This is a genomic window from Amycolatopsis sp. H20-H5 (assembly GCF_035828755.1).
In the GTDB taxonomy this organism is placed as follows: Bacteria; Actinomycetota; Actinomycetes; order Mycobacteriales; family Pseudonocardiaceae; genus Amycolatopsis.
In genome coordinates this window covers 41,640-63,452 of sequence record NZ_JAYMZS010000046.1, presented here as the reverse complement: position 1 = coordinate 63,452, position 21,813 = coordinate 41,640, and the positions used below count along the sequence as shown (strand labels likewise).

12 protein-coding genes and 1 pseudogene are annotated in these 21,813 nt (G+C 71.4%); 7 read left to right on the top strand and 6 right to left on the bottom strand.

Annotated features, from left to right (window positions below):
• The first annotated feature begins 3 nt into the window (after positions 1 to 3).
• The 5 genes from QMK34_RS24425 (at position 4) to QMK34_RS24405 (ending at position 12,324) form a co-directional block, all read left to right on the top strand.
• Entirely contained in the window at positions 4 to 1,329 is a 1,326-nt protein-coding gene (locus QMK34_RS24425) for an MFS transporter (RefSeq protein ID WP_442785204.1), read from the top strand.
• A gap of 143 nt (positions 1,330 to 1,472) precedes the next feature.
• A complete protein-coding gene (locus tag QMK34_RS24420) occupies positions 1,473 to 3,263 on the top strand; it encodes a fatty acyl-AMP ligase (RefSeq protein ID WP_326416637.1) in 1,791 nt (596 codons plus the stop codon).
• Complete coding sequence (locus QMK34_RS24415; RefSeq protein WP_326416636.1) at positions 3,260 to 9,709, top strand: polyketide synthase; 6,450 nt, start codon at positions 3,260 to 3,262, stop codon at positions 9,707 to 9,709. Before QMK34_RS24420 ends, QMK34_RS24415 begins: the two co-directional genes overlap by 4 nt.
• 23 nt (positions 9,710 to 9,732) lie before the next feature.
• Positions 9,733 to 11,334, top strand: a complete 1,602-nt coding sequence (locus QMK34_RS24410) for an acyl-CoA carboxylase subunit beta (protein WP_326416634.1) — start codon at positions 9,733 to 9,735, stop codon at positions 11,332 to 11,334.
• A gap of 12 nt (positions 11,335 to 11,346) precedes the next feature.
• Positions 11,347 to 12,324 (top strand): alpha/beta hydrolase, encoded by a 978-nt coding sequence (locus QMK34_RS24405; protein WP_326416633.1) that lies wholly within the window; start codon positions 11,347 to 11,349, stop codon positions 12,322 to 12,324.
• On the opposite strand, the gene QMK34_RS24400 is transcribed toward QMK34_RS24405, so the two are convergent.
• The 4 genes from QMK34_RS24400 to QMK34_RS24385 all read right to left on the bottom strand — a co-directional run bounded on the left by QMK34_RS24400 (position 12,304) and on the right by QMK34_RS24385 (position 17,744).
• Positions 12,304 to 13,467: a helix-turn-helix domain-containing protein gene (locus QMK34_RS24400; protein ID WP_326416642.1), complete on the bottom strand. Its 1,164-nt coding sequence runs from the start codon at positions 13,465 to 13,467 to the stop codon at positions 12,304 to 12,306. The two genes, QMK34_RS24405 and QMK34_RS24400, sit on opposite strands and share 21 nt — an antisense overlap.
• Before the next feature lie 109 nt (positions 13,468 to 13,576).
• Entirely contained in the window at positions 13,577 to 14,947 is a 1,371-nt protein-coding gene (locus QMK34_RS24395) for a helix-turn-helix domain-containing protein (protein WP_326416632.1), read from the bottom strand.
• A gap of 244 nt (positions 14,948 to 15,191) precedes the next feature.
• Entirely contained in the window at positions 15,192 to 16,133 is a 942-nt protein-coding gene (locus QMK34_RS24390; RefSeq protein WP_326416631.1) for an alpha/beta fold hydrolase, read from the bottom strand.
• Positions 16,134 to 16,541: 408 nt separating this feature from the next.
• Positions 16,542 to 17,744 (bottom strand): PucR family transcriptional regulator, encoded by a 1,203-nt coding sequence (locus QMK34_RS24385; RefSeq protein ID WP_326416630.1) that lies wholly within the window; start codon positions 17,742 to 17,744, stop codon positions 16,542 to 16,544.
• 320 nt (positions 17,745 to 18,064) lie between these two features.
• On the opposite strand from QMK34_RS24385, the pseudogene QMK34_RS24380 reads away from it, so the two are divergent.
• Positions 18,065 to 19,201: pseudogene (locus tag QMK34_RS24380) on the top strand (helix-turn-helix domain-containing protein); the annotation flags it as partial.
• On the opposite strand, the gene QMK34_RS47905 reads toward QMK34_RS24380, so the two are convergent.
• The gene (locus tag QMK34_RS47905; protein ID WP_442785202.1) at positions 19,145 to 19,738 is read right to left on the bottom strand and encodes a GtrA family protein; all 594 of its coding nucleotides are present in this window, start codon (positions 19,736 to 19,738) and stop codon (positions 19,145 to 19,147) included. The pseudogene QMK34_RS24380 and the gene QMK34_RS47905 overlap by 57 nt on opposite strands.
• A 274-nt stretch (positions 19,739 to 20,012) precedes the next feature.
• Here QMK34_RS47905 and QMK34_RS24370 point away from each other — a divergent pair, with 274 nt between their 5' ends.
• The gene (locus QMK34_RS24370; RefSeq protein ID WP_326416626.1) at positions 20,013 to 20,579 is read left to right on the top strand and encodes a hypothetical protein; all 567 of its coding nucleotides are present in this window, start codon (positions 20,013 to 20,015) and stop codon (positions 20,577 to 20,579) included.
• 45 nt (positions 20,580 to 20,624) lie between these two features.
• Here QMK34_RS24370 and QMK34_RS24365 read toward each other — a convergent pair whose 3' ends face one another.
• The gene (locus QMK34_RS24365) at positions 20,625 to 21,791 is read right to left on the bottom strand and encodes a lipase family protein (RefSeq protein ID WP_442785203.1); all 1,167 of its coding nucleotides are present in this window, start codon (positions 21,789 to 21,791) and stop codon (positions 20,625 to 20,627) included.
• Between the last annotated feature and the right edge of the window lie 22 nt (positions 21,792 to 21,813).

The window sequence follows — 21,813 nt, the reverse complement described above, 5'->3', positions numbered from 1 at the left end:
GGTGTGGTGGGGCTGGTGGCCTTCGTGACCACCGCGGACAACACCGTGCTCGCGGCCGCCGCGCCGTCCATCGGGCGGGAGATCGGGGCCGGGGTGGGCGGGCTGCAGTGGCTCACGCTCGGGTACCTCCTGCCGTTCGCCGGGCTGCTGCCCGCGGCCGGGCCGGTACTGGATCGGTGGGGTGCGCGCCGGACGCTCGCCGTCGCGCTGGTCGTGTTCGCGGCGGGTGCGGTGCTCGGTGGGTGTGTCCGCGACGTCGGGTGGCTGGTGGCCGCGCGGGTCGTGCAGGGGCTCGCCGCCGCGTTTCTGGTGCCAGGGACGCTCAGCCTGCTCAGGATCACCACCGACGAGAAACGCCGGGTGCTCGGGGCCGCGCTGTGGACGGCCGCGCTCGCCGTCGCGCTCGCGGTCGGTCCGCTCGCCGGGGGAGTGCTCAGCGAATACCTGCACTGGAGCTGGATTTTCTTCGCCAACGTCCCGTTCGCGCTGGCCGCCGCCGCGTTGCTCCCGCTCTGCGGTTCCGGCGAGGTGACCGGAAGGCAACGAGCGCCCGAACTCGCGAGCCTGGTCGCCGCCTGCCTTGCCTTGGTGCTGCTGACGTTCGCGGTCACCGGCACCGGCACACCGTGGGTCCCCTGGTCACTGGCGGCAGCCGGGGCGCTGGCCGCGGTCTTCACGGTCCGGCGCGAACGCACCGCCGCCGCGCCGCTGATCCCGCGCGCCCTGCGCGGCACGGGGTACTTCACCGGCGGGCTGGCCGTGCAACTGCTGTGGGGGGTCGGTGTCAGCGGCATCGTGTTCTTCACCCCGCTGGTCCACCAGGAGACACTCGGGCTCGACCCCGTCGCCGCCGCGTTGCCGCTGGTCGCGGTGGCCGGCGCGCTGGTGCTCGCGACGCCGCTGGTGCCTCGTGCGCTCGCCCGGTTCGGCCCGCGCCGCACTGTCGCTTGTGGACTGACGACGGTCGCGCTGGGCCTGCTGGCGGTAGCCGTGGCGGCCAACTGGCCGTCGATCCCGCCGCGTCTGCCGGGCCTGATGCTCGCCGGGGCCGGGTCGGCGTTCACCGTCCCGCTGACCTCCTCAGCGCTCGACGAGGTTCCCGGGGAGCACGCCGGGACCGCGTCGGCGTTGCTGACCGCGTCCCGCGAGGTGTCGAGCGCACTCGGGGTCGTGGTGATCGGCGTCGTGCTCACCTCCTGGCCGGGTGACGGCTACGTGGCGGGCCTGGTCGTGGCCGCCGCCGCCGAACTGTGCGCCGCCTGGCTCGCGCTGAGGGTGTTCCGCCCGTCCTTGTCACCTCGGCACCATTCCCCGTCGCCGATGCGCTGAGCCGAATGACAACTATTCCGGAGAATATCTGTTTCGTTGACAGAAATAGTGGGGAGAAATAGTGTGACTTCCGATCATCCCGCTGATTGTCCGGGACCGGTTAATTGCCGGTTTTCCCTTCGCACGCCCTTTCGCGAGGAATCATGCTGACGAGTTCTGAAAGTGTCTCCGCCGCACGGGGAGTGGCTCCGGGCGGCGGCGCGACCACGTTGGCCACGCTGCTCGCCGAACGGGCGCTCACCGTCGGCGACGAGGTCGCGCTGACCCATCTCGACTTCTCGCTCAACCCGCACGGGGTGGCCTCTTCGCTGACCTGGCGCGAGCTGGACCAGCGGGTCAGTGCCGTGGCGGGCGCGCTCAGAGCGGTCGTCGAGCCAGGGCACCGGGCGGCGGTGCTGATCGGCCAGACGCCCGACTACGTGGTCGCGTTCCTCGGTGTGCTCCGTGCCGGGCTCGTCGCCGTGCCGTTGTTCCCGCCGGATTCTCCTGGCCAGACCGAGCGGCTCGTCGGAATACTCGCCGACTCCGAACCGACAGTCGTGCTCTCCACGGCCGATGGCCTCCACGCGACGAAGACGTTTCTTTCCCGGCTGGAAACACGAGGACACCGGGTGATCGCGGTGGACTCGATCCCGGTCGAAACGGGCCTCGGGTTCGTCCCGCACCAGGCGTCGGCCGAGGAGCTGGCGTACCTGCAGTACACCTCCGGCTCGACCCGCGCCCCCGCCGGCGTGATGATCACGCACGGCAACGTCGTCGCGAACGCGCGGCAGGCGGCGGAGGCGTACGGCTTCGTCCCCGGCGAGGCCGTCGCCGTGAGCTGGCTGCCACTTTTCCACGACATGGGCCTGGTGCTGGCCATCGCGGCGCCGGTCGCGGCCGGGATCCCGGCCGTGCTGATGGACCCGCTCGCGTTCCTCGAACAGCCGGTGCGCTGGCTGCGTGCCCTTTCGGCCAATCCCGGCGCGATCAGCGCGGCGCCGAACTTCGCGTACGGCTTCTGCGCGTCGCGAGTGTCCGAAGAGGACAAAGTGCTGCTGCGGCTCGACCACGTGCGCTCGCTGATCAACGGCAGCGAACCGGTCCAGGCCGGGATCATCGACCGCTTCCACGCCGCGTTCGCCGAATGCGGGCTCTCCCCGAAGACGCACCGCTCCTCCTACGGGCTCGCCGAGGCCACCGTCCTGGTCGCGGTCACCGACGCCGCCGCGCCGCCGAAGGTCACCACCTTCCGCCGTCCCGAGCTGGCGATGGGCCGGGTGGTGCGCGCCGAGCCCGGCAGCCCGCATTCGACGACCGTCGTGTCGTGCGGCCACCCCGTCGAGCAGCGGGTGAGCATCGTCGATCCGGACCGGCTCCGCGGGCTGCCGCCGGGCCAGGTGGGCGAGATCTGGGTCAGCGGCCCGAACATCGGACGCGGGTACTGGCGCCGCCCCGACGAGTCCGCGCACACCTTCTGCGCGCTGCTGGCGGAGCACCACCGGGATGACGCCGAGCCGCAGTGGTGGCTGCGCACCGGCGACCTCGGCGTGTTCTTCGAGGGCGAGCTGTACATCACCGGCCGGATCAAGGACCTCGTCATCGTCGACGGCCGCAACCACTACCCGCAGGACATCGAGGCCACCGCCGAGCAGGCGCACAGCGCTGTCCGCCCGCACGTCGCGGTCGCCTTCTCGGTGCCGGTCGAGGACGAGGGCGAGGCCGCGGTGGTCGTGGTGGAACGCGGCCGCGGGATCGCCCCCGCCGCCTTCGCCCCCGATGAGATCGAGCAGGCCGTGCGCCGCGCGGTCTCGGCGCAGCACGGGCTCGCGATCCGGACCGTGATCGTGCTCGCGCCGGGCGAGGTGCCCAGAACCTCGAGCGGCAAGGTGGCCCGGTCGATGTGCCGGGCCAAGTACCTGGCGGGACTCCTGGTCCCGGAAGGGTCACGATGAGCGTGGACGAAGACCGCCTCCGCGCGTGGCTGGTCCAGCGGATCGCGCGGGCGGGCGGGCTGCGGCCCGAGCTGATCGACGCGGGCACGCCGGTCCAGGAACTCGGCGTCTCGTCGCGCGACGCGGTCGTCATCGCCGCCGAGTTCGGTGAGCTGATCGGCAAACCCCTCGAAGTCGGGCTGCTCTGGCGGTATCCGACCGTCGGCGCGCTCGTCGAGGCGTTCGGCGGGACGGCGCGGAGTGCCCCGCCGGTCACCGGCTCCTGGCCCGCCGCCGGTCCCATCGCGGTGATCGGGATCGGCTGCCGCCTGCCCGGCGGGGCGGATTCGCCCGCGGCGCTCTGGCGGCTGCTGGACGAGCGGGTCGACGCCGTGGGCACGGTGCCCGCCGGGCGCTGGGCCCAGTTCGCCCCGGAGGAGTCGTGGGCCGAGCTGCCGCGTCACGGTGGGTTCCTCGACGACGTCGCGGGCTTCGACGCGGCGTTCTTCGGCATCAGCGCCCGCGAAGCGACGACGATGGACCCGCAGCAGCGGATCCTGCTGGAGACCGCGTGGGCCGCACTGGAGCACGCCGGTATCGCGCCGGGCGGTCTCAAGGGCACGCGGACCGGAGTGTTCGCCGGGATATCGTCGACTGAATACAGTCTGCTGACCATGGCCGACCCGGCCGAGGTCGACGCCTGGAGCGGCTCCGGCGCGGCCGCGGCCGTGGTGGCGAACCGGCTGTCCTATCACCTCGACCTGCGCGGCCCGAGCATGGTGATCGACACGGCGTGCTCGTCTTCGCTGGTCGCGGTGCACCACGCCGCCCGCGCGCTGGCCGCGGGCGATGCCGACCTGGCGCTCGCCGCCGGGGTCAACCTGCTGCTCTCGCCGTCGATCACGGCGAATTTCCACCGCGCCGGGGTGCTCGCGCCGGACGGGCGCTGCAAGGCGTTCTCCGCGGCCGCCGACGGCATCGTGCGCGGGGAGGGCTGCGGGGTCGTCGTGCTCAAGCGCCTCACCGACGCCCGCCGCGACGGCGACCGGGTGCTCGCGGTCATCCGGGGAAGCGCTGTCAACTCCGACGGCCGCTCCAACGGCCTGACCGCGCCGAACCCGGTCGCGCAGGAACAGGTGATCGCGGAAGCCCACGCCGGGGCGGGTTCCGATCCCTCCACTGTGGACTACGTGGAGACCCACGGCACCGGCACCCCGCTCGGCGACCCGGTGGAGGCTCGGGCACTGGCCGCGGTGCTGAGCCGGGGGCGCGACCGGCGGCGTCCGCTGCTGCTCGGTTCGGCCAAGACCAACTTCGGTCACCTGGAAGGCGCGGCGGGTGTCCTCGGCCTGATCAAGACCGTGCTCGCCCTGTGGCACGGCCGCATTCCGGCCACCCTGCACTTCGCCGAACCGAGTCCCCACATCGACTTCTCCGCCGACGCACTGTCCGTTGTGGACACCTCGGTACCCTGGCCTCGGTACTCCGGCACCGCCAGGGCCGGGGTGTCCGCGTTCGGCTTCGGCGGCACCAACGCGCACGTCGTGCTTGAGGAGTGGGCCCGGCCGCTGGGCGCCGCCGCCGCCAGGGGTTCCCGCTGGGGTGGCCCGGCCCAGGTGTTCGCGCTGTCGGCCCGGTCGGAGATCGTCCTGCGCCGCCGCGCGGGGGAACTGGCGGCCTGGCTGCACGGTGAAGACGGCCGGGTGACGGCTCCCGGCGAGCTCGCCGGAGCCTTGTCCAGCCGCCGCGAGCACCTCCCGCTGCGCGCCGCCGTCGTGGCGTCCACCCGCGCGGAGCTCGTCGCGGGGCTCCGGTCGGTCGCGGACGGGACGACCACACCGGATCAGGCGCGGGCGGACAGCGGCCCGGTGTTCGTCTTCTCCGGCTACGGCTCGCAATGGCCCGCGATGGGACGACGCCTGCTCAGCGCGGAATCCGAGTTCCGCGCGGGCATCGAGCGGCTTGAGCCGTTGTTCCTGGCCAGGGCCGACTTCTCGGTCCGCCAATGCCTGCGCAGCACCAAGGAGCTCACCGATCCCGCGATCGTCCAGCCCGTGCTGTTCGGCATGCAGGTCGCGCTCGCCGGGCTGTGGCAAGCCCACGGCGTCGAGCCGTCCGCCGTGCTCGGCCACTCCATGGGCGAGATCGCCGCGGCCGTCACCGCCGGGGCGCTCGACGTCGAAGAAGGCCTGTGGATCGTCACCACCCGGTCGCGGCTGCTCTCGGAGATGTCGGCGTCCGGCGCCGGGGCGATGGCCGTGGTCGAGCTGTCCGCCGCCGAGCTCCACGAGCTCGAAGAGCGGTTCCCCAGCGTGGCCGTCGCGGTGTACGCGTCGCCGACGCAGTGCACGGTCAGCGGTAGCGCCGACCAGGTCGCCGCGCTCGTCGCGTATGTCGAGGGCCTCGGGCGGCTCGCACGGCGGCTCAACGTCACCGGCGCCGGCCACTCCCCGGCCGTCGACGCCGTGCTGGCCGAGTTCCGCACCGGGCTGGGCGCGCTGCGGCCCCGCCCGCTCGAGACGCCCTGCTACTCCAGCGTGCTGGACGATCCCCGCGGCGTCCCGGCGTTCGACGAGGACTACTGGGCCGACAACCTCCGCCGTCCCGTGCGGTTCACGCACGCCCTCGCCGCCGCGATGGCCGACGGCCACCGCACGTTCCTGGAGATCTCGCCGCACCCGATCGCGCTCACCGCTGTCGAGCAGACGGCGCTGGCGGCCGGGGTGGAGGTGCGCGCGCTGCCCAGCTGGAGCAAGCGCAGCGAGGAGAGTTTCCTGAACTCCCTGGCGGCACTGCACACCCATGGCCATCCGGACGTGCTGCGGCGGCGCCACCCGGACGCGCCGGTGCTCGACCTGCCCGCGCCGCCGTGGGACCACCGGCCGTACTGGGTCCGGCGGCGCCCGGCCGGGGCGGGTCATCCGCTGCTCGGCACGCATGTCGAGGTGCCCGGCGAGCGCAGGCACCTGTGGCAGGCGAAAATCGGGCCGGACACGCCGTCGTGGCTGCCGGGACACCGGGTGCACGGCATCACCGTCTTCCCCGCGACGGGCTACCTCGAGCTCGTCCTGGCCTGCGCGCGCCGCCGGTTCACCGGTGGCTTGTGCGTGGAAGCCCTTGATGTGCACCGGATGCTGCCGGTGACCGGCGACACCGAACTCACCACCGAGTTCCGGCCCGAGGACGAGACCTCGGGCAGTGTCCAGGTGTTCGCCAGGGAGCCGAACGGCAGCTGGGCGGTGTACGCGTCCGCCCGGGTGTGCGCGGATCCCTCGCCCCGCGGTCCCGAACCGCTCGCCGAGGTGACCGGCGAATCCCTTGACCTGTATGCGGAACTATCCGGGATCGGGCAGCACTACGGCGTGGCCTTCCGCGGCCTGCACACCGTCCGCGCGGCGCGGGGCCGCGCGTCCGCCGGGATCTCGCTGCCCGAGGAGGCCGGGAGCCCGCGCGCGTACGCCTTCCATCCCGCGCTGGCCGACGCCTGCCTGCACGCGCTGGCCGCCGCCGGTGCCGCCGACCTCGCCGGTGAGGAAGGCGTCTACCTGCCCACCAGGCTCGGCCGCGTCCGGCTGCTGGGCGATCCCGGCGACGGCGTCCGCTGCCACGCGACGTTGAGTCCACACGGGACGGACTACACCGGGGCCGTGCAGCTCGTCGACGCCGCGGGCGAGGTCGTGGTCGACATCAGCGACGTCCGGGTCCGGCGGCTGGGCGGCGCCGGGCTGGCCGTCCCGCTGGCCGCGCGCAGCTTCGAGACCCGCTGGGCCGAGACGCCGTTGCCCGCCCCGGAGCCGGGCGCGCACTCGTTCCTGGTGCTCACCGACGAACATCCGGCGAGCCTCGGCCGCGCGCTCGGGCTGGCGCTCGGCCTCGCCGAGTTGGGCGACCAGGCCCTTTCGCTGCCCGCCGACGACTTGGCCGAACTGCCCGGCATGCTGGCCGCCGGGGCCGGGGTCGCGCTGCTGATCGGCTCGCCCCAGGCCTATCGCGATCCCGAGGAAGCGCAACGGCTGCTGCTCGCGGTCACCGACGTCGTCCGGCGGATGGCCGAGGCGCCCGGCTCGCGGCTGTACCTGCTCACCCAGGCAGGCACGGCCATCCGCGATGGCGAGCCGGGCGAACCGGGACTGGGTTTCCTGCGCGGCCTGATCCGCGTGCTCGCCTTCGAGCACCCCGGCCTGCACGCGACGCTGGTCGACGTCGACGCGCAGTCCGGAGCGGACTCGGTGGTCAGCGAACTGCGCGCCGCCGCGGCCGACGACGAAGTCGCCTGGCGCCAAGGCGTCCGGTACGCCGCGCGGCTCACGCGCACCGGTCCTTTCGCGACGGACGGGGTCACCGGCGGCCCCGGCGCGTACGTGATCACCGGCGGGCTGGGCAGGCTCGGCCTGGTCACCGCCCGGTGGCTCGCGGACTCGGGCGCGACCAGGATCGTCCTTTCCGGACGCCAGGACCGGGCGCGCGACGAGGTCGGCGAGCTACGTCTGTCCGGAGTGGACATCGTGGTGGTCACCGGCGATCTGGCCGAACCCGGCGTGGCCGAGCGGATCGTCGCGGCCACGGAAGGCCTGCCCCTGCGCGGGGTCGTGCACGCGGCGGGAGTGCTGGCCGACCGGCTCGCCGGAGACGTCGAAGCCGAAGACCTCGCGGCCGTCTGGCGGCCCAAAGTGCTGGGCGCGCAACGGTTACACGAAGCGACCGCACACCTCACGCCCGCCTGGTGGCTTGTGTACTCCTCGGCGGCGGCGCTGCTCGGCTCGCCCGGCCAGACCTCCTACGCGACGGCCAACGCCTGGCTCGACGCCTTCGTCGCCTGGCGGCGGTTCCGCGGCCTGCCCGCGGCGACGATCAACTGGGGCGCCTGGGCGGGCACCGGCGGTGACCGGGCCGAAAACCCCGTGCTGGAGCCGATGCCCGTGGACGAGGGGATCGAGGCACTCGAAGCCGTCCTCGCCTCCGGGCGCGCGGCCACCGGCATCACCCGGCTCGACGTCCCCCGCACCGTGGCCCTGTTCCCGGAGCTGACGAAGCGGCCGTTCTTCGAGGCGGTGCTGGAAGACGCCACCGTCGAGCCGGGCTGGGCCGGGGCCGGGGCCGGGACGTTGAAGTCCCTGGGCGCCAAAGCGGGCGAGGCCATCGCCGACCGGCTCGCCACCGTCCTTTCCGGACTACTGGGCTGCCGTCCCGCCGAGGTCGCCCGCGAGGTCCCGCTCACGCAGCTCGGTCTCGACTCGTTGATGGCGATGCGGGCCAGGGCGGCCGCCGAGCGCGACTTCGGCACTGCGCTGCCGATCCCGCTGCTGCTGCGGGGCGCCAGCATCGCCGAGGTGGCCGCCCATCTGACGGCCGAACTCGGCCTGGAAGCCGCACCGGCGAGCGCGCCGAAGAGGTCCACAGTGGACCCCAGAGATCACGCCGAACGCTGGCTGCACGGACTCTGGCGGCAGACGCTCGGCACCGAGGAGTTCGGCGTCCACCAGGACTTCCCCGGAGACGCGACGGCCGCGCGCCGGTTCTATGAGCTGGCGTCGGGAAAACTGCCCGGCGTGGCGCCGTTCGAGGAGCTGTTCGCCGTGCCGACGATCGCCGCGATGGCGGACCTGGTGCGCGAACGCCTCGACGGCCCCGAAGGCACGCCGATGCGGGTGCTGCGGGAGCGCGGCGAGGGCCCGCCGCTGTTCCTCTTCCACCCCGCCGGTGGCCCGACGAGCGTCTACCAGCCGCTCATCGAACACCTCGGCGTCCGGCTGCCCTGCTACGGCTTCGAGCGGCTGGACGAGGTCCCGACGCTGGAGGAGAAGGCGGCCCAGTACGTCGAACTGCTGCGCGCCGTCCAGCCGGAGGGGCCGTACCGGCTCGGCGGCTGGTCGTTCGGCGGCCTGCTGGCCTTCGAGGCCGCGCACCAGCTGACCGAGCTCGGCGAGCGGGTCGAGGTGCTCGCGCTGATCGACTCCATCCTGCCGCTGCGAGCGTCCGGTGAGGACGATCGCGAACTCGTCGTCGAGCGGCTGATCCGGTTCGTGGCACACGTCGAGGCCACCTACGACGTCGAACTGGGCGTCACCGGCGGCGCGCTGCGCAAGCTGGGCGAGGTCGAGCAGCTCCAGCTGGTGATGGGCAACCTGTCCGCCGCCGTGCCAGGGATGGGCCGATCGGTGCTGCGCCACCAGTACACGTCCTATGTGGACGCTCGCGTCGGCGAGCGGTACGAGCCGCGGCCCTACGACGGCCGGGTGGTGCTCTATCGCGCCAAGGACCCGCACCCGCTCACCACCTCGCTCGACCCGCGCTACCGGCGGACCGACGACGCGCTCGGCTGGGACGCGTTCTGCCCGGACCTGCACGTCGTGCCGACCCCCGGCGACCACCTGTCCATGATCGACCCGCCGCACGTAGCGGTGCTCGCCCGCCATTTCGCGACCGTGCTCAGCGGCCGCACGACCCCCGGAGTCCCCACCGCCTGAACCGGAAGACAAGGGAACCGCCCATGTTCGCCACCGACGACGAACCCGCCCAGCTGCTCGGCCACGGCACCGCCGGGGTCCTCGCGGACCTCGCCGACCGCCAGGACGAGGCCGTGCGCCTCGCCGAGAAGCGGGCTCGTGACCGGCAGCACGGCAAGGGCAAGCTGACCGCGCGCGAACGCGTCGACCTGCTGCTGGACCCGGGTTCGTTCCTCGAACTCGACCAGCTCGCGCGGCACCGCTGTGCAGAGTTCGGCATGGGCGCGGACCGGCCTTACGGTGACGGCGTGGTGACCGGGCTCGGTGAGATCGACGGCCGCCGCGTCGCGGTGTTCTCGCAGGACTTCTCGGTGTTCGGCGGCAGCATGGGGGAGACGTTCGGCGCGAAGGTCCTCAAGGTGATGGACCTCGCGCTCAAGACGGGCTGCCCGGTGATCGGCATCAACGACTCCGGCGGCGCGCGCATCCAGGAGGGCGTGGTTTCCCTCGCGCACTACGCCGAGCTCGCGATGCGGACCGTGCGCGCGTCCGGCGTCATCCCGCAGATCTCGCTGATCCTGGGCCCGTGCGCGGGCGGCGCGGTGTACGCCCCGGCGCTCACCGACGTCACGGTGATGGTCGAGCACACCTCGCACATGTTCGTCACCGGCCCCGAGGTCGTCGCCGCGGTGACCGGCGAGCGGCTCACCGCCGGCGAGCTGGGCGGGCCGAAGCTGCACAACGAGGTGTCCGGCGTCTCCCATTTCCTCGCCGAGGACGAGCCCGACGCGATCTCCTACGTCCGGTCGCTGCTCGGTTACCTGCCGCCGAACAACCTCGACGAGCCGCCGGTCTACGCCGACGGCACGAGCACCGCGCTGACCGCCGCCGACGAAGCGCTCGACCGGCTCATCCCGGACGACGACAACCAGGCCTACGACATGTACTCCCTCATCGAGTCCCTTGTGGACGATGGCGAGCTCCTCGAGATCCAGCCGGGTTTCGCGCGCAACATCGTCTGTGGGTTCGCCCGCGTCCGCGGCCGCTCGGTGGGCGTCGTCGCCAACCAGCCCCGGTGCCAGGCTGGCGTGATCGACCTCGACGCCTCCGACAAGGCGGCCCGATTCGTCCGGCTGTGCGACGCCTTTTCGATCCCGCTGGTGACCCTGGTCGACGTCCCCGGCTACCTTCCCGGCGCCGAGCAGGAGCGCGGCGGGATCATCCGCCACGGCGCGAAACTGCTGTACGCCTACGCGGAGGCCACCGTGCCCAAGGTGACGGTGGTGGTGCGCAAGGCCTACGGCGGCGGCTACGCCGTGATGGGCTCGAAGCACCTCGGCGCGGACGTCAACCTCGCGTGGCCGACCGCCGACATCGCGGTGATGGGCGCGGAAGGCGCCGTCCCGCTGCTGCACCGCCGCGAGATCGCCGCGCTGGACGGCGAAGATCGCGATGCCGCCCGCGTGCGGCTGACCGAGGAGTACCGCGAGCGGTTCACCGGGCCGTACGCCGCTGCCGAACGCGGCTATGTCGACAAAGTGATCCGGCCCGCCGAAACCCGGCTCCAGCTCGGCCGGGCACTGGACGTCCTGCGCGGCAAGCGGGCCGAGAGCCCGCGGCGCAGACACGGAAACATTCCCTTGTAGACAGGAGCGGTCATGAAGAGAACCGGCAGGATGGCAGCCGTGGTGGTGGTGCTCGCGGCGTCACTCGTCTCGATCACCCAGGCCTCGGCGGCGCCCGGCGTGACTGCCGACGACGGCGCGAAAGTGGTGTCCGAAACACAGATCGACGCACGGACCGTCGATCTCGTCATCTCCTCGCCCGCGCTGGGCACCACCGCACCGGTGCGGCTGCTGCTGCCCACCGGGTACGCGGGCCAGCCCACCCGCACGTGGCCGCAGCTCTACCTGCTGCACGGCTGCTGCGAGGTCAAGGACTACCAGTCCTGGGACTTCTTCACCGACGTGAAGGCGATGACGGAGAACTCCGACGTCATGGTGGTGATGCCCAGCGACGGCAAGGCGGGCATGTACTCGGCGTGGTGGAACTGGGGCCTGAGCTCCAAGCCGGACTGGGAGACCTTCCACACCACCGAGCTCCCGCAGCTGCTCGAACGCGGCTACCACGCGGGCACCACCCGGTCGGTGGCCGGACTCTCGATCGGCGGGTACGGCGCGATGGCCTACGCCTTCCGGCATCCCGGCATGTTCCGCGCCGCCGCCTCGTTCAGCGGCGTGCCCAACACCAAGCTGTTCGGCGTGCCGGAGTTCATCCAGGGCATCCTGCTGCAGCAGGGGCTCAGCTTCCTCAACCTGTGGGGAAACCAGTACATCAACCCGCAGCTGTGGACCGCCCGCAATCCCTACGACCACGTTGAGCAGCTCCGCGGGACAACGCTGTATGTCTCCTGCGGCAACGGCAACACCGGCCCGCTCGACCCGGCGGGTAAGTCCGACCTGCTGGAACCGGCGGCGTACGCGGCGTCGAAGAGCTTCACGGACCTGTTGACCAGCAAGGGAATCGCGGTCACGACCGACTACTACGGCAACGGCACGCACAGCTGGGAGTACTGGGCCCGCGAGCTGCACCGCGCCTGGCCGATGCTGGCGGGCTCACTCGGCGTCCCCGCCTGACGGCGTCTGAACGAGACCCTGAGCGAGTCCCTGAGCGAGTCCCTGGGCGGCCCGCAGCGCGAGCAGCATCTCGAACCGCTGCTGCGGGTCCTCCAGGCGGTGGTCGAACAACGTCTCCAGCTCCTGCGCGCGCGACCGGACGGTCTGCGGGTGCACGGACTGCCGCTCGGCGACCTCGCGGACGTTGCCGCAGGTCTCCAGCCAGGCCAGCAGGGTGTCCGCGAGCCGCTCGTACTGCTTCGGACTGAGGTCGGTCAGCGGCCCGAGCGTGCGCTTGCCCAGCTCGTCGGCGAGGAATGGCTCCCTGAACAGCCAGAGGTCGGACAGGTGCTGGTCACACCAGGTGACCGCCACCTCGGGCAGCGCGCCGGACCCGGCCAGCCGCAACGCCTCCCGCGCCCAGCGCAGCGAGTGTGCGGCGCCGTCGAGGCCGACTTCCGGGCCGACCGCGGCCCGCCAGCCGACCAGTGCGATCTCCAGCCGCCGCCGTTCGTCGCCGCCCAGCGCGGGCAGCAGCAGGCAGGGCGCGCCCCCTTCCAGGTCGATGAGCGCTTCGGGGCCCAGCGGCGGCGCGGGCTCCCGGCCGTGCTCGCGGGGTTCCAGCGCCACCGCGACCAGCCGCTCGGGCACCGGCCACTGTGCGCTTTGGGCGACCTCCTCGATCGCCGGTGCGGCGGCGGGTGGCTGCGCGAGCAGCAGGTCCAGGAGGCGACGGCGTCGCCGTTCCAGCGTCCCCGCGTTCTTGGCCTGAGCGGCCGCGTGTCCTTCGATGGACAGCGCGGACAGCTCGTCGATGTAGGCGAAAATGGCCTCCGCCAGCAGGCACAAGGTCGCCGACGGGACGTCGGCGTCCGCGCCGACCTCGGCCATCCGCCGCCAGGTGACCCGCGCCCCGACGCGGTACGCGGCCTGCAGGACGTCGAGGTTCCGGCCCTGGCCGAGCTCGTGCACGCCCAGCCCGACGAAGATCTTCCGGCGCTCTTCGGACGACGGGACCGGGCTGCCGAGCCGGTCGAGGAACTGCAGGATCGCCTCCTGCACCCCGGCCCGCAGCGCCTGGCCGAACGCCCCGTCGAGCGGGCGCCGGTAGGCCGGGATCGTCCGCTGGATCTCCTTGAGAACGTCGTCGGCGACGTCCAGCATGCGCGGCCGGAAGACCGTGGCCAGCTCGCGGGGCAACAGGGTCCACAGCTGTTCTTCCCGTGGTCCGGTCACCTGTGCACCTCGTCTTCGAAGCGAACTCGGGGGGTGGCTACTCGTCGGCGAGCAGTGCCTCCGCGCGCAGCGCGATTTCCATGTCGAGCCGGTCGTCGGCGTTGTTGAGCCGGTCGCCGAACAGATCGGTCAGCTGGTGCATGCGGTAGCGCACAGTCTGGGGGTGGACCTTGAGCTTCTTCGCGATCTCGGGGGCACTGCCCCGCGACTGCAGCCAGATCAGCAGCGTCTCGCCGAGGCGCGCGCGTTGCTTGGTCGTCAGGTCGTCGAACGGCGCCAGCGCCCGCGTGCACAGCTCCTTGACCAGGAATTCGTCAGTGAGCAGCCACAGCGTCGAGAGGTGGTCGGCGCACCAGGTGATCGGCGCGTCGGCGATGACGCCCCGCTGCACCAGCCGCATGGTCCGGCGCGCCCAGGCGAGCGACCGCGCGGCGTCGGTGAGCCGCACGGTCGGGCCGACCACCGCCCGCCAGCCGCGCAGCCTGCCTTCCAGGTCTTTCAGCTGCCGGGCCGGGTCGCCGGTGACCAGGCAGGGCTCGTTGCCCTCGAGGTCGACCAGCACTTCGCCGTGCAGGTCGGGGGTCGCGAGGCTGTGCTGGTCGGTCCTCGGTTCGAGGGCGACCACGGTGACTTCGGCCGGCAGGTTCCACTGCGCCGACACGGCCTGGGCCGCGATGGTCTGCGGGGAGGCCGGGGGATCGGCCAGCACCAGCTCCAGCAGCCTGCGGCGGCGCCGGGCGATGGTGCCCGCCGCGCGGGTCTGCGCGGCGGTGTAGCCCTCGATGGACAGCGCGGAGATCTCGTCGACGTAGGCGAAGATGGCCTCCGCGCACAGGCACAGGGCGTCGGAGCTCAGCCCGATGGACTGCCCGAACTCGGACACGTGCCGCCAGGCCACCCGCCCGCCGACCCGATAGGCGGTCTGCAGGCAGTCGAGACTGCGGCCCTCGTTGAACTCGACCTTGCCGAGGTTGCGGAACACGGTCGTCCAGGTGTCTCGTGCGCCTTCGGTGGCGACCACACTGTCGACACACTGAAGAATGGCGCCCCGGACACCCTGCGTGATGGTCGCGCCGAAGGGTCCTTCGAGCGGTTGTGCGTACTCCGGTACCGCTTTCTGGATCTCCTTGAGCATCGCCCTGGCGAGCGCGTCCACATGCGGCCGGAACCGCTCGCCCATCTGTGCGGGCAGCAGTGACCACAGGCCACGCGCTTCGGAGGCCTTGGCCGCCCGTTGTCCCGGTGGCCCGGAATCCGCGGGCCTGGGTTCCAGCGGCTGCCTGGTCTCCATCGGTTTTCTGGGTGCCGGCGCCCGCAGGAGGGAGGTGCGTGGCGTTGCCGCGTAGGTCGTACCGGATCGCCTGGCGCGCAGGTCATCCGATGTCAACCCGGTGTCCAAGTCGGTCATGTTTTTACCTTTGCTAGCAACAAAACCAGCCTCTTCGTCATCGAAGCCGATCTAGATTTTGTGGCTCAGGCAACATAATTTCGGTGTGAGGTGGCTGTCAACCGCTCAGCGGGAAGCAGGCGTTAACTCGTCTGGAGTACACCCGAACGGGTGGTGTTGCACTTTCGTGAGTGATATTTCCGCCAGTGAAACCTGATGCGCGGGTGACAACTTTGCGGTGTGACACTCCGCTGAACTGTGGCACTCAGGGTGTTCGCACGCTATTTGTTGCGATCAACAACGTGACAACTTCTTCAAAATTCAACCTCGCGGGCGGGTTTTCGGCCAGGAAGCCGTCGAGGAGCCTGCCGAAACGCTCAGGGTCGGCCACATGCGGAAAATGTTTCGCGTCTTCGAACACTTCCAGCCTGCTTCCCGGCATGAGGGTCGCCGTCCGCCGCCCATGGGCCAGCGGGATCAGCTGATCCCGGGCGCCCCACACCACCAGCGTCGGCACGCTTTCCGCGAGATACAGCTTGTCGACGGCGCTGGCCCGCTGGCCGCGCAGATCGATGAGCCCGCGGGCGATCGACAGGAAGGCCCGCCGGTGGCCCGGTGCGGCCAGCGACGAAAAGTGGGCGCCGAGCTCCCGCGTCTCCGGGGACAGGCGGCCGCCGAGCCTGCGGCCCAGCGCGGCCGCGGACCGCGCCACGGCGAGCGTGACGCGGTTGACCGTCAGCGCGAGCGTCACGTTGGCGCCGGGCAGGGCCGTGGCGCGCAGCACCGGGCTCACCTCCGGGCCGAGGCCGCCGCTGTCGACCAGCACGAGCCGCCCGCACATCTCCGGGAACTGGTAGGCGAACTGCATCGCGATCCCGCCGCCCAGTGAATGACCGACCACGGTGGCGTGCCGGTGCCCTTCCACGGCGAGCACGTCGCGGGCCAGCGTCGCGAGCGCGCCGAGGCCGTAGTCCGCCCTGGGCGTGCCCGAACCGCCGTGCCCGAGCATGTCCGGCGCGAGCACCCGGTGGCCGAAACCGTGCCGCTCGAAGTGCTCCAGCAGGGGCTGCCAGGTGTGGCCGCTGCCCGCGATGCCGTGCAGGAGGAGCACGACGTCGGCCTCGTCGGCCGGGGGCACCTCCGGGACGTATTCGGTGAGGTGTATTTCGTGGCCGTGCAAGGTCAGCGTGCGCGCGTTCAGCGTCATGGTCGGCCTTTCATTCCGGCTTCGAAAATAGCGCACGGATAAGGGAAAACAACCGTGTGCGCGCTCACCGCGAAAAGGTGCTCTCCGGTGCTAGCCCGGTGCCCGGTTATTCGTTCCACGGTGCTAGTTCCCGGGATCCGGCCGCCGGATTCTCCCTGGCCGTTGCCAGTTTCGTTACCCACCGGTAACGTCGGGCACCCTGATCGAACGCGGGAGTGTCACATGATACTGCGGAAAGCGGGCCACTGATGTCCTGCCGGGCGAGCATCTTCTTCGACGCGGTCCCCTCATGGCCCCAGCAATGCGCGGCGGGAACGGCGGGCTGGAGCCGGTTGCGGGTGAGCCGCCGCCGGGTGCGGTCCCGTCGGCCGTGCTCCTGTCAGCCCGTCGAACCCGCCACCGGTCCGGTCACCGCGCAGGCCCGTTCCGATCATGGGGGTTCTCCCGCGTGAGCCGCTGGGCGCGCAGCGCGAGGTGCATGCCCAGCCGGTCGTCCGGGTCCTCCATGCGGTCGCCGAAGAGCTCCTCGAGCTGCCGGAGACGGTTGCGCACGGTCTGCGGGTGCACGTCGAGCCGCTTGGCGATTTCGGGCGCACCGCCGCGGGTTTCCAGCCAGGCGAGCAGCGTGTCGCTGAGCCGCTCGCGTTGTTTCTCGCTGAGTGCGGCGAACGGGTCCAGCGTCTGCTTGGTGAGCTCGGACGCGAGGAAGTCCTCGGCGAGCAGCCACAGCGTGGCCAGGTGATCGCGGCACCAGAGCAGCGTGCCGGGGTCGTCGTGGCCGGTGAGCCGCAGTGCCCGCCTCGCCGTCCGCAGCGCGGCGGGGGCGTCGGCCAGCGGCACGGTCGGGGAAATCGCCGCGCGCCAGCCGTTCAGCCGCGTTTCCAGCGGCGCGAGAGCGGTCTCGGGCGACGCGGTGAGCAGGTACGGCTCGGCGTCGTCGAAGTCGGCCAGCACGCCGGCGCCGAGCAGCTCGAACGGGAAGGCCGCGTCTTCGCGCCGACTTTCGAGCGCGACCAGCGCGGCCGTCTTCGGCAGGTCCCACTCGGCGCTCTTGGCGAGCTCGCCGAGGTTCGCTGGCGTCCCGCCGACGATGTCCTCGAGCAGCTTGCGTCTTCGGGTCCGGAGCGTGTTTTCGGCTTCAGCCTTGGCTTCTTGGTACCCCTCGGCGGCTGTCGCGCACAGTTCGTCCACATAGGCGAAGACGGCTTCGGCGGCGACGGCGACCAGGTCGGCTCCCGCGCCGACGGCTTCCACGCCGGGGTACATGGCGCGCCACGCGACCCGCGCGCCGATGGTCGCCGAGTCCTGCAGCGCGTCAAGGTTGCGGCCCTGCAGGAATTCCAGCCGCCCGCGCGAGCGGTACAGCTGGATCCAGCGCTCCCGCGGCGCCTCGGGATTGCCGATGCAGTCGACGTAGTGCAGGACGGCCTGTTCGACGCTTTCGAAGAGGACCTGCCCGAACAGCCCCTTCAGCGGCAGGCCGTAGGCGGGCACCACGCGCTGGACCTCCCGGATCATCGCCGCGGTGGTGTGGCCGATCCGGGGCCGTAGTTCGTCTCCGAGCCGCCGGGGCAAGGAAGCCAGCAGGCGTGGGCTGCGGTACTCGACCACTGTGGGACCACCTCAGAACGGGAAAGGGAAAAAAGATTAATCGCATTCTTACGCCGAGGCTTCGCCCGGATCGCCGAGCCTAGCGGAATCGGCAGCGTTCAGGCTGTGTTGGCCCTCTCGTCTGTACGGGTGAATATCCCTCGAAAGTGTTAATGAAGTATCAACGAACTGTGTGCTAAACCCGGGAACGGGCACCGCCAACGTTCGTCCTTTTGACACAGAAGGGTGTTGGTCCCTACTCTCTGTGTTACCGAGTGCGTCACACCCACGGCCCCACCGCGGCCTGGGTCGAAGCTTTTACAAGTTAACTGCCTTAACAAATGGGACGGCCGGAAACAGTTATGAACCGGGACGTGCGTGGCGCCGCGGGATCACTTTGGGCCAGGCTGCCCCACGAGGTCGTGGCGACCGTCCGGCCGCGGGTCCCGGCTCTCGCCGAGGCCTGTGTGGACCGGATCGCCGCCGAAGTGCCGGAGTACGCCGACCTCGCCGCCGGCGCGGCCCGTGCGGCGGCCGTCGAGACGGCCAGGCTGAGCATCGAACTGGACATCGACCAGTCCGGTGTCCCCGAGGTGCTGCGGGCCAACCGGCTGGCCGAGTTCCGCGGCTACGGCAGGCAAGCCCACGAAAACGGCCGCAGCCGTGAAGCGGTCCAGTCCGTGCTGCGGGTTTCGAGCCGGGTGTTCTGGCGCCACCTCGCCCAGGCTGGACGGGAGCTCGTGCTGCCCAGCGAAGTCCTCTACACCATGGCCGAGGCCATTTTCTTCTACGTGGAAGAGGCGTCGACGGCGATCGTCGAGGGATACACCGCGGCCGAGACCGGCGCGGGCGGCGACGGCGAGCGGCGGCTGAAGCTGCTTCGGCTGCTCATCGCGGGGAGTGTCCGCGGCAGGCCCGAAGCGGACAGGCTCGCCGTCTTCCTGGGCTGGACCCTGCCGGACAGGGTGTCCGCGGTCGCGCTGCGGGCGCTGCCCGGCGTCCCCGAATTCCCGGTCGACCTGCTGCCGGAGCGGGTCCTCGCCGACCTCACCGGTGCCCGTCCGTGCCTGCTCACCGGCCAGCCGGACGCCGATCTCGCGGCGTTCCGGGCGCAACCGGCCGGCTGGTCGGCGGCGGTCGGCCCGCCGGTGCCGCTCGCACAGGCGGGGGAGTCGTTCCGCGTCGCCGAACGGGCGCTGGAGCTGTCCGCACGCGGGCTCCTGGAGGCGCCGGGGCCGGTGCTGTGGTGCCGGGACCACCTCGCGACGTTGATGCTCCTGGCCGACGAATTCCTGTTGTCCCAACTGGTCGAGCAGTCGCTGGAGCCGTTCACCAGGGTCACCGGGAAGCGGCGCGAGCACCTGGCCGCCACCCTGCTGGTCCTGCTCCAGACCAGGGGAAGCGCGCCGGAGATCGGCAAACTACTCGACGTGCACCCGCAGACCGTCCGCGCTCGCCTGCGTCAGCTGGGAGAGCTGTTCGGCGACCGGCTGGACGACTCGGCGGAGCGGCTCAAGCTCGAGCTCGCGCTGCGGGCCGAGCAGATCCTGCCCGACAACGCCGCCTGAGCGGGCGCCCGCCACCGGGAACACCCATTTCTGGTAACCCCACCAGCGAAACGCGGAACCGGCCGCGGTGCCGAGCAGCATCCCGCTGGCGAAGTCGGCGAGTTCCTGCGTGAGGTAGGTCACCTGCGGCACCTCGAGGTGCAGGACATAACGGGAGAACAGCTGGGGACACAGGTTCAGCGCCACGGCGACCGCGTTCACCAGGAAGAACGACGCGGCCTCCCGTAGCCTTCCGTGACCGCCGCGGGTGTGGAACGACCAGCCACGCGAGAGCACATACGCGACCACGGTCGCCACGATCGTCGCGATCGCGAGCGCGGTAACCGGCTTTTCGCGCAACAGCGTCAGTTTCAGGCTGTAGTTCACCACGAGGGTGAGCACGAACGCCGCCCCGCCGACGATTGCGAAGCGGAGCAATTCCCGGTATTTCGCCAACAGCGCCTTCACCGGGCGCGCGCTTTCACCGGTATTTTCGGGATGGGGTGGCACGAGCCCTCCAGGCGCGACGTTGCGTCCGTTTTCGCTGATGGAACGGGTGTCTCCGCAATTTACTCAGCGCTCGGCCCGCCTGCCAAGTATCCGCGGTGACAAGTGCTGACGGCCGCACCATGAGCCGGATGACAAGTACCACTGGCGGGTTTACAAGGTGCGACGCGATTCGTAGGCTTCGCCCGGGTACCGCGCCGACGCGTCGTGGGCCGTTCCGTCTGGAGGTCTGTCGATGGCTCGCTCGGCTCCCCGGGGTACCGGTGACGTGGTCACGGTCGCCGAGCTGGTGAGCCGTGCGGACACGGTGGCCCTGCGGCGCGAGCCCGGCGACACCGCCCCGCTGGACCTTGGCGAGATCGAGGCCAAGCACCGGCGTGCCGACGAGGAGACGCTCGCGGTTGCTTCTGTCGCGGCCTTCGCCGAACCCGAGCCCCAGCCCGCGCCTCGCCCGGCGCGCAGGCGGGCGGCGGTGGCGGCCGGACTGTTCGTCGTGCTGGGCGTGGCCGTGTTCGCGTTTTCCTCGGGCGGAACCGTGAACGGCACCCCGCAGCCGGTCGTCGGGGCGACGGAAGCCGCGCCCCCGCCGTCGAGCTCGTCCTCACCGCCGGTGGCCGTCGCCACCCTCACCGCCGTGCCGACACCGTCCGCGCGCGCCGACCTCAACGACCGCGGCGTGACGACCGAACGCAAGCAGCCCGACGCCGGCGGCCGCAAACCGGCACAGCCGCCGACCACCGACTACCTGGCCCCGATCCGCAGCGCCGTCGAGAGCGAAATCAACAAATGGCCCCACGGCTGACGCCATGAACGGTCCGTTCATGGCACTTCCGGCGGAGGCCCCTCGCTAGCAGTTCGAGGTGGCGGGAGTCCCGGCAATACGGTCCTTGATGAACGCCAGCACGTCGGCGTTGCCGGTGTAGACCAGCGTGATGTGGTCGGTGTCGTAGGTCTTCCACGTCACCTTGACCCCGGCCGTGCAGTACGCCTTGTGCAGCGTGTCGGCCTGCTTGAACTGCACGAGCTGATCGCCGGTGGCGTGGTACTCGAACACCGGGACCTTGATCGGCGCCGCACCCAGCTTGTTCTCGTTCAGCCGGGCGACCCATGCGGGCTTCACGTAGCCGGCGCTGGTCGTGTAGTCACCGATCTTCTGGTTCGCGTAGGTGGTGAGCAGCTCGAAGGTGCACGCGCTCTTCTGCATCTCCGCCAGCTTCGCGCGGCCGTTGTCGCTCAGGAACGAGTCCAGCTTCAGTTCCGGATAGGCCCTGTCCAGCCCGATGAGCGCGTACGCGAACACCCCGAAGCCGAACTTGCCGTCGAGCTGCAGCGTGACCTGGACGAGGTCGGCCGGGATGCCGCCCGCCGCCACGCCGACGAGGTTCAGTTCCGGCGCGTAGTCCGGCTGCAGCTGTCCTGCCCAGGCGGCCGCCCCGCCGCCCTGGGAATACCCGCGGAAGAGCACCTTGGACGTCGCGGAGAGCTTCGTCGCGGCGAGCCGCTGGGCCGCGCGGACCGAGTCGATCACGGCAGGGCCCTCGGACCTGCCCACGACGTACGTCGTCTTCGGGTCCGACTGGTAGCCCTCGTAGTCGGTGATCGCGACGGCGTAACCAGCGTCGAGCAGGTCGTCGACGCCCGGCTGCTCATAGAACGCGCCGATGTTCATCATCGCCGACGGGGTGCAGCTGAAGGCGGGTCCGTGGGTGCCTGGCGCGAACGCGACGATCGGCGCGGTGGCCGGGTCGGCGCTCTTGGGCACCAGCACCGTGCCGGTGACGGCGTCGGGCTGCCCGAGTGCGTTGGTGGACAGGTACATCACCTGCCAAGCGCTGGCGGAATCCTTACGTGGACCGGCTTTCGACTCCCGCCAGCGGATCACGTCACCGGGCTTGCCCGCGGGCAGCGGCGACGGCGGGGTGTAGAACGAGTCGTCGAACGGGCCGGTGCCGTCGGCGGGAGCCGCGGCGACATGGGCGGGCGCCGCACTCGCTCCGGCGGCGGTCAGCGCCAGCGAACCGGCAACGACAGCTGCG

Coding starts and splice junctions, on each gene's coding strand:
- QMK34_RS24395 (WP_326416632.1), bottom strand. CDS start 14,947: ATGACCGACTTGGACACCGGGTTGACATCGGATGACCTGCGCGCCAGG.
- QMK34_RS24405 (WP_326416633.1), top strand. CDS start 11,347: ATGAAGAGAACCGGCAGGATGGCAGCCGTGGTGGTGGTGCTCGCGGCG.
- QMK34_RS24410 (WP_326416634.1), top strand. CDS start 9,733: ATGTTCGCCACCGACGACGAACCCGCCCAGCTGCTCGGCCACGGCACC.
- QMK34_RS24420 (WP_326416637.1), top strand. CDS start 1,473: ATGCTGACGAGTTCTGAAAGTGTCTCCGCCGCACGGGGAGTGGCTCCG.
- QMK34_RS24415 (WP_326416636.1), top strand. CDS start 3,260: ATGAGCGTGGACGAAGACCGCCTCCGCGCGTGGCTGGTCCAGCGGATC.
- QMK34_RS24390 (WP_326416631.1), bottom strand. CDS start 16,133: ATGACGCTGAACGCGCGCACGCTGACCTTGCACGGCCACGAAATACAC.
- QMK34_RS24400 (WP_326416642.1), bottom strand. CDS start 13,467: ATGCTGGACGTCGCCGACGACGTTCTCAAGGAGATCCAGCGGACGATC.
- QMK34_RS24370 (WP_326416626.1), top strand. CDS start 20,013: ATGGCTCGCTCGGCTCCCCGGGGTACCGGTGACGTGGTCACGGTCGCC.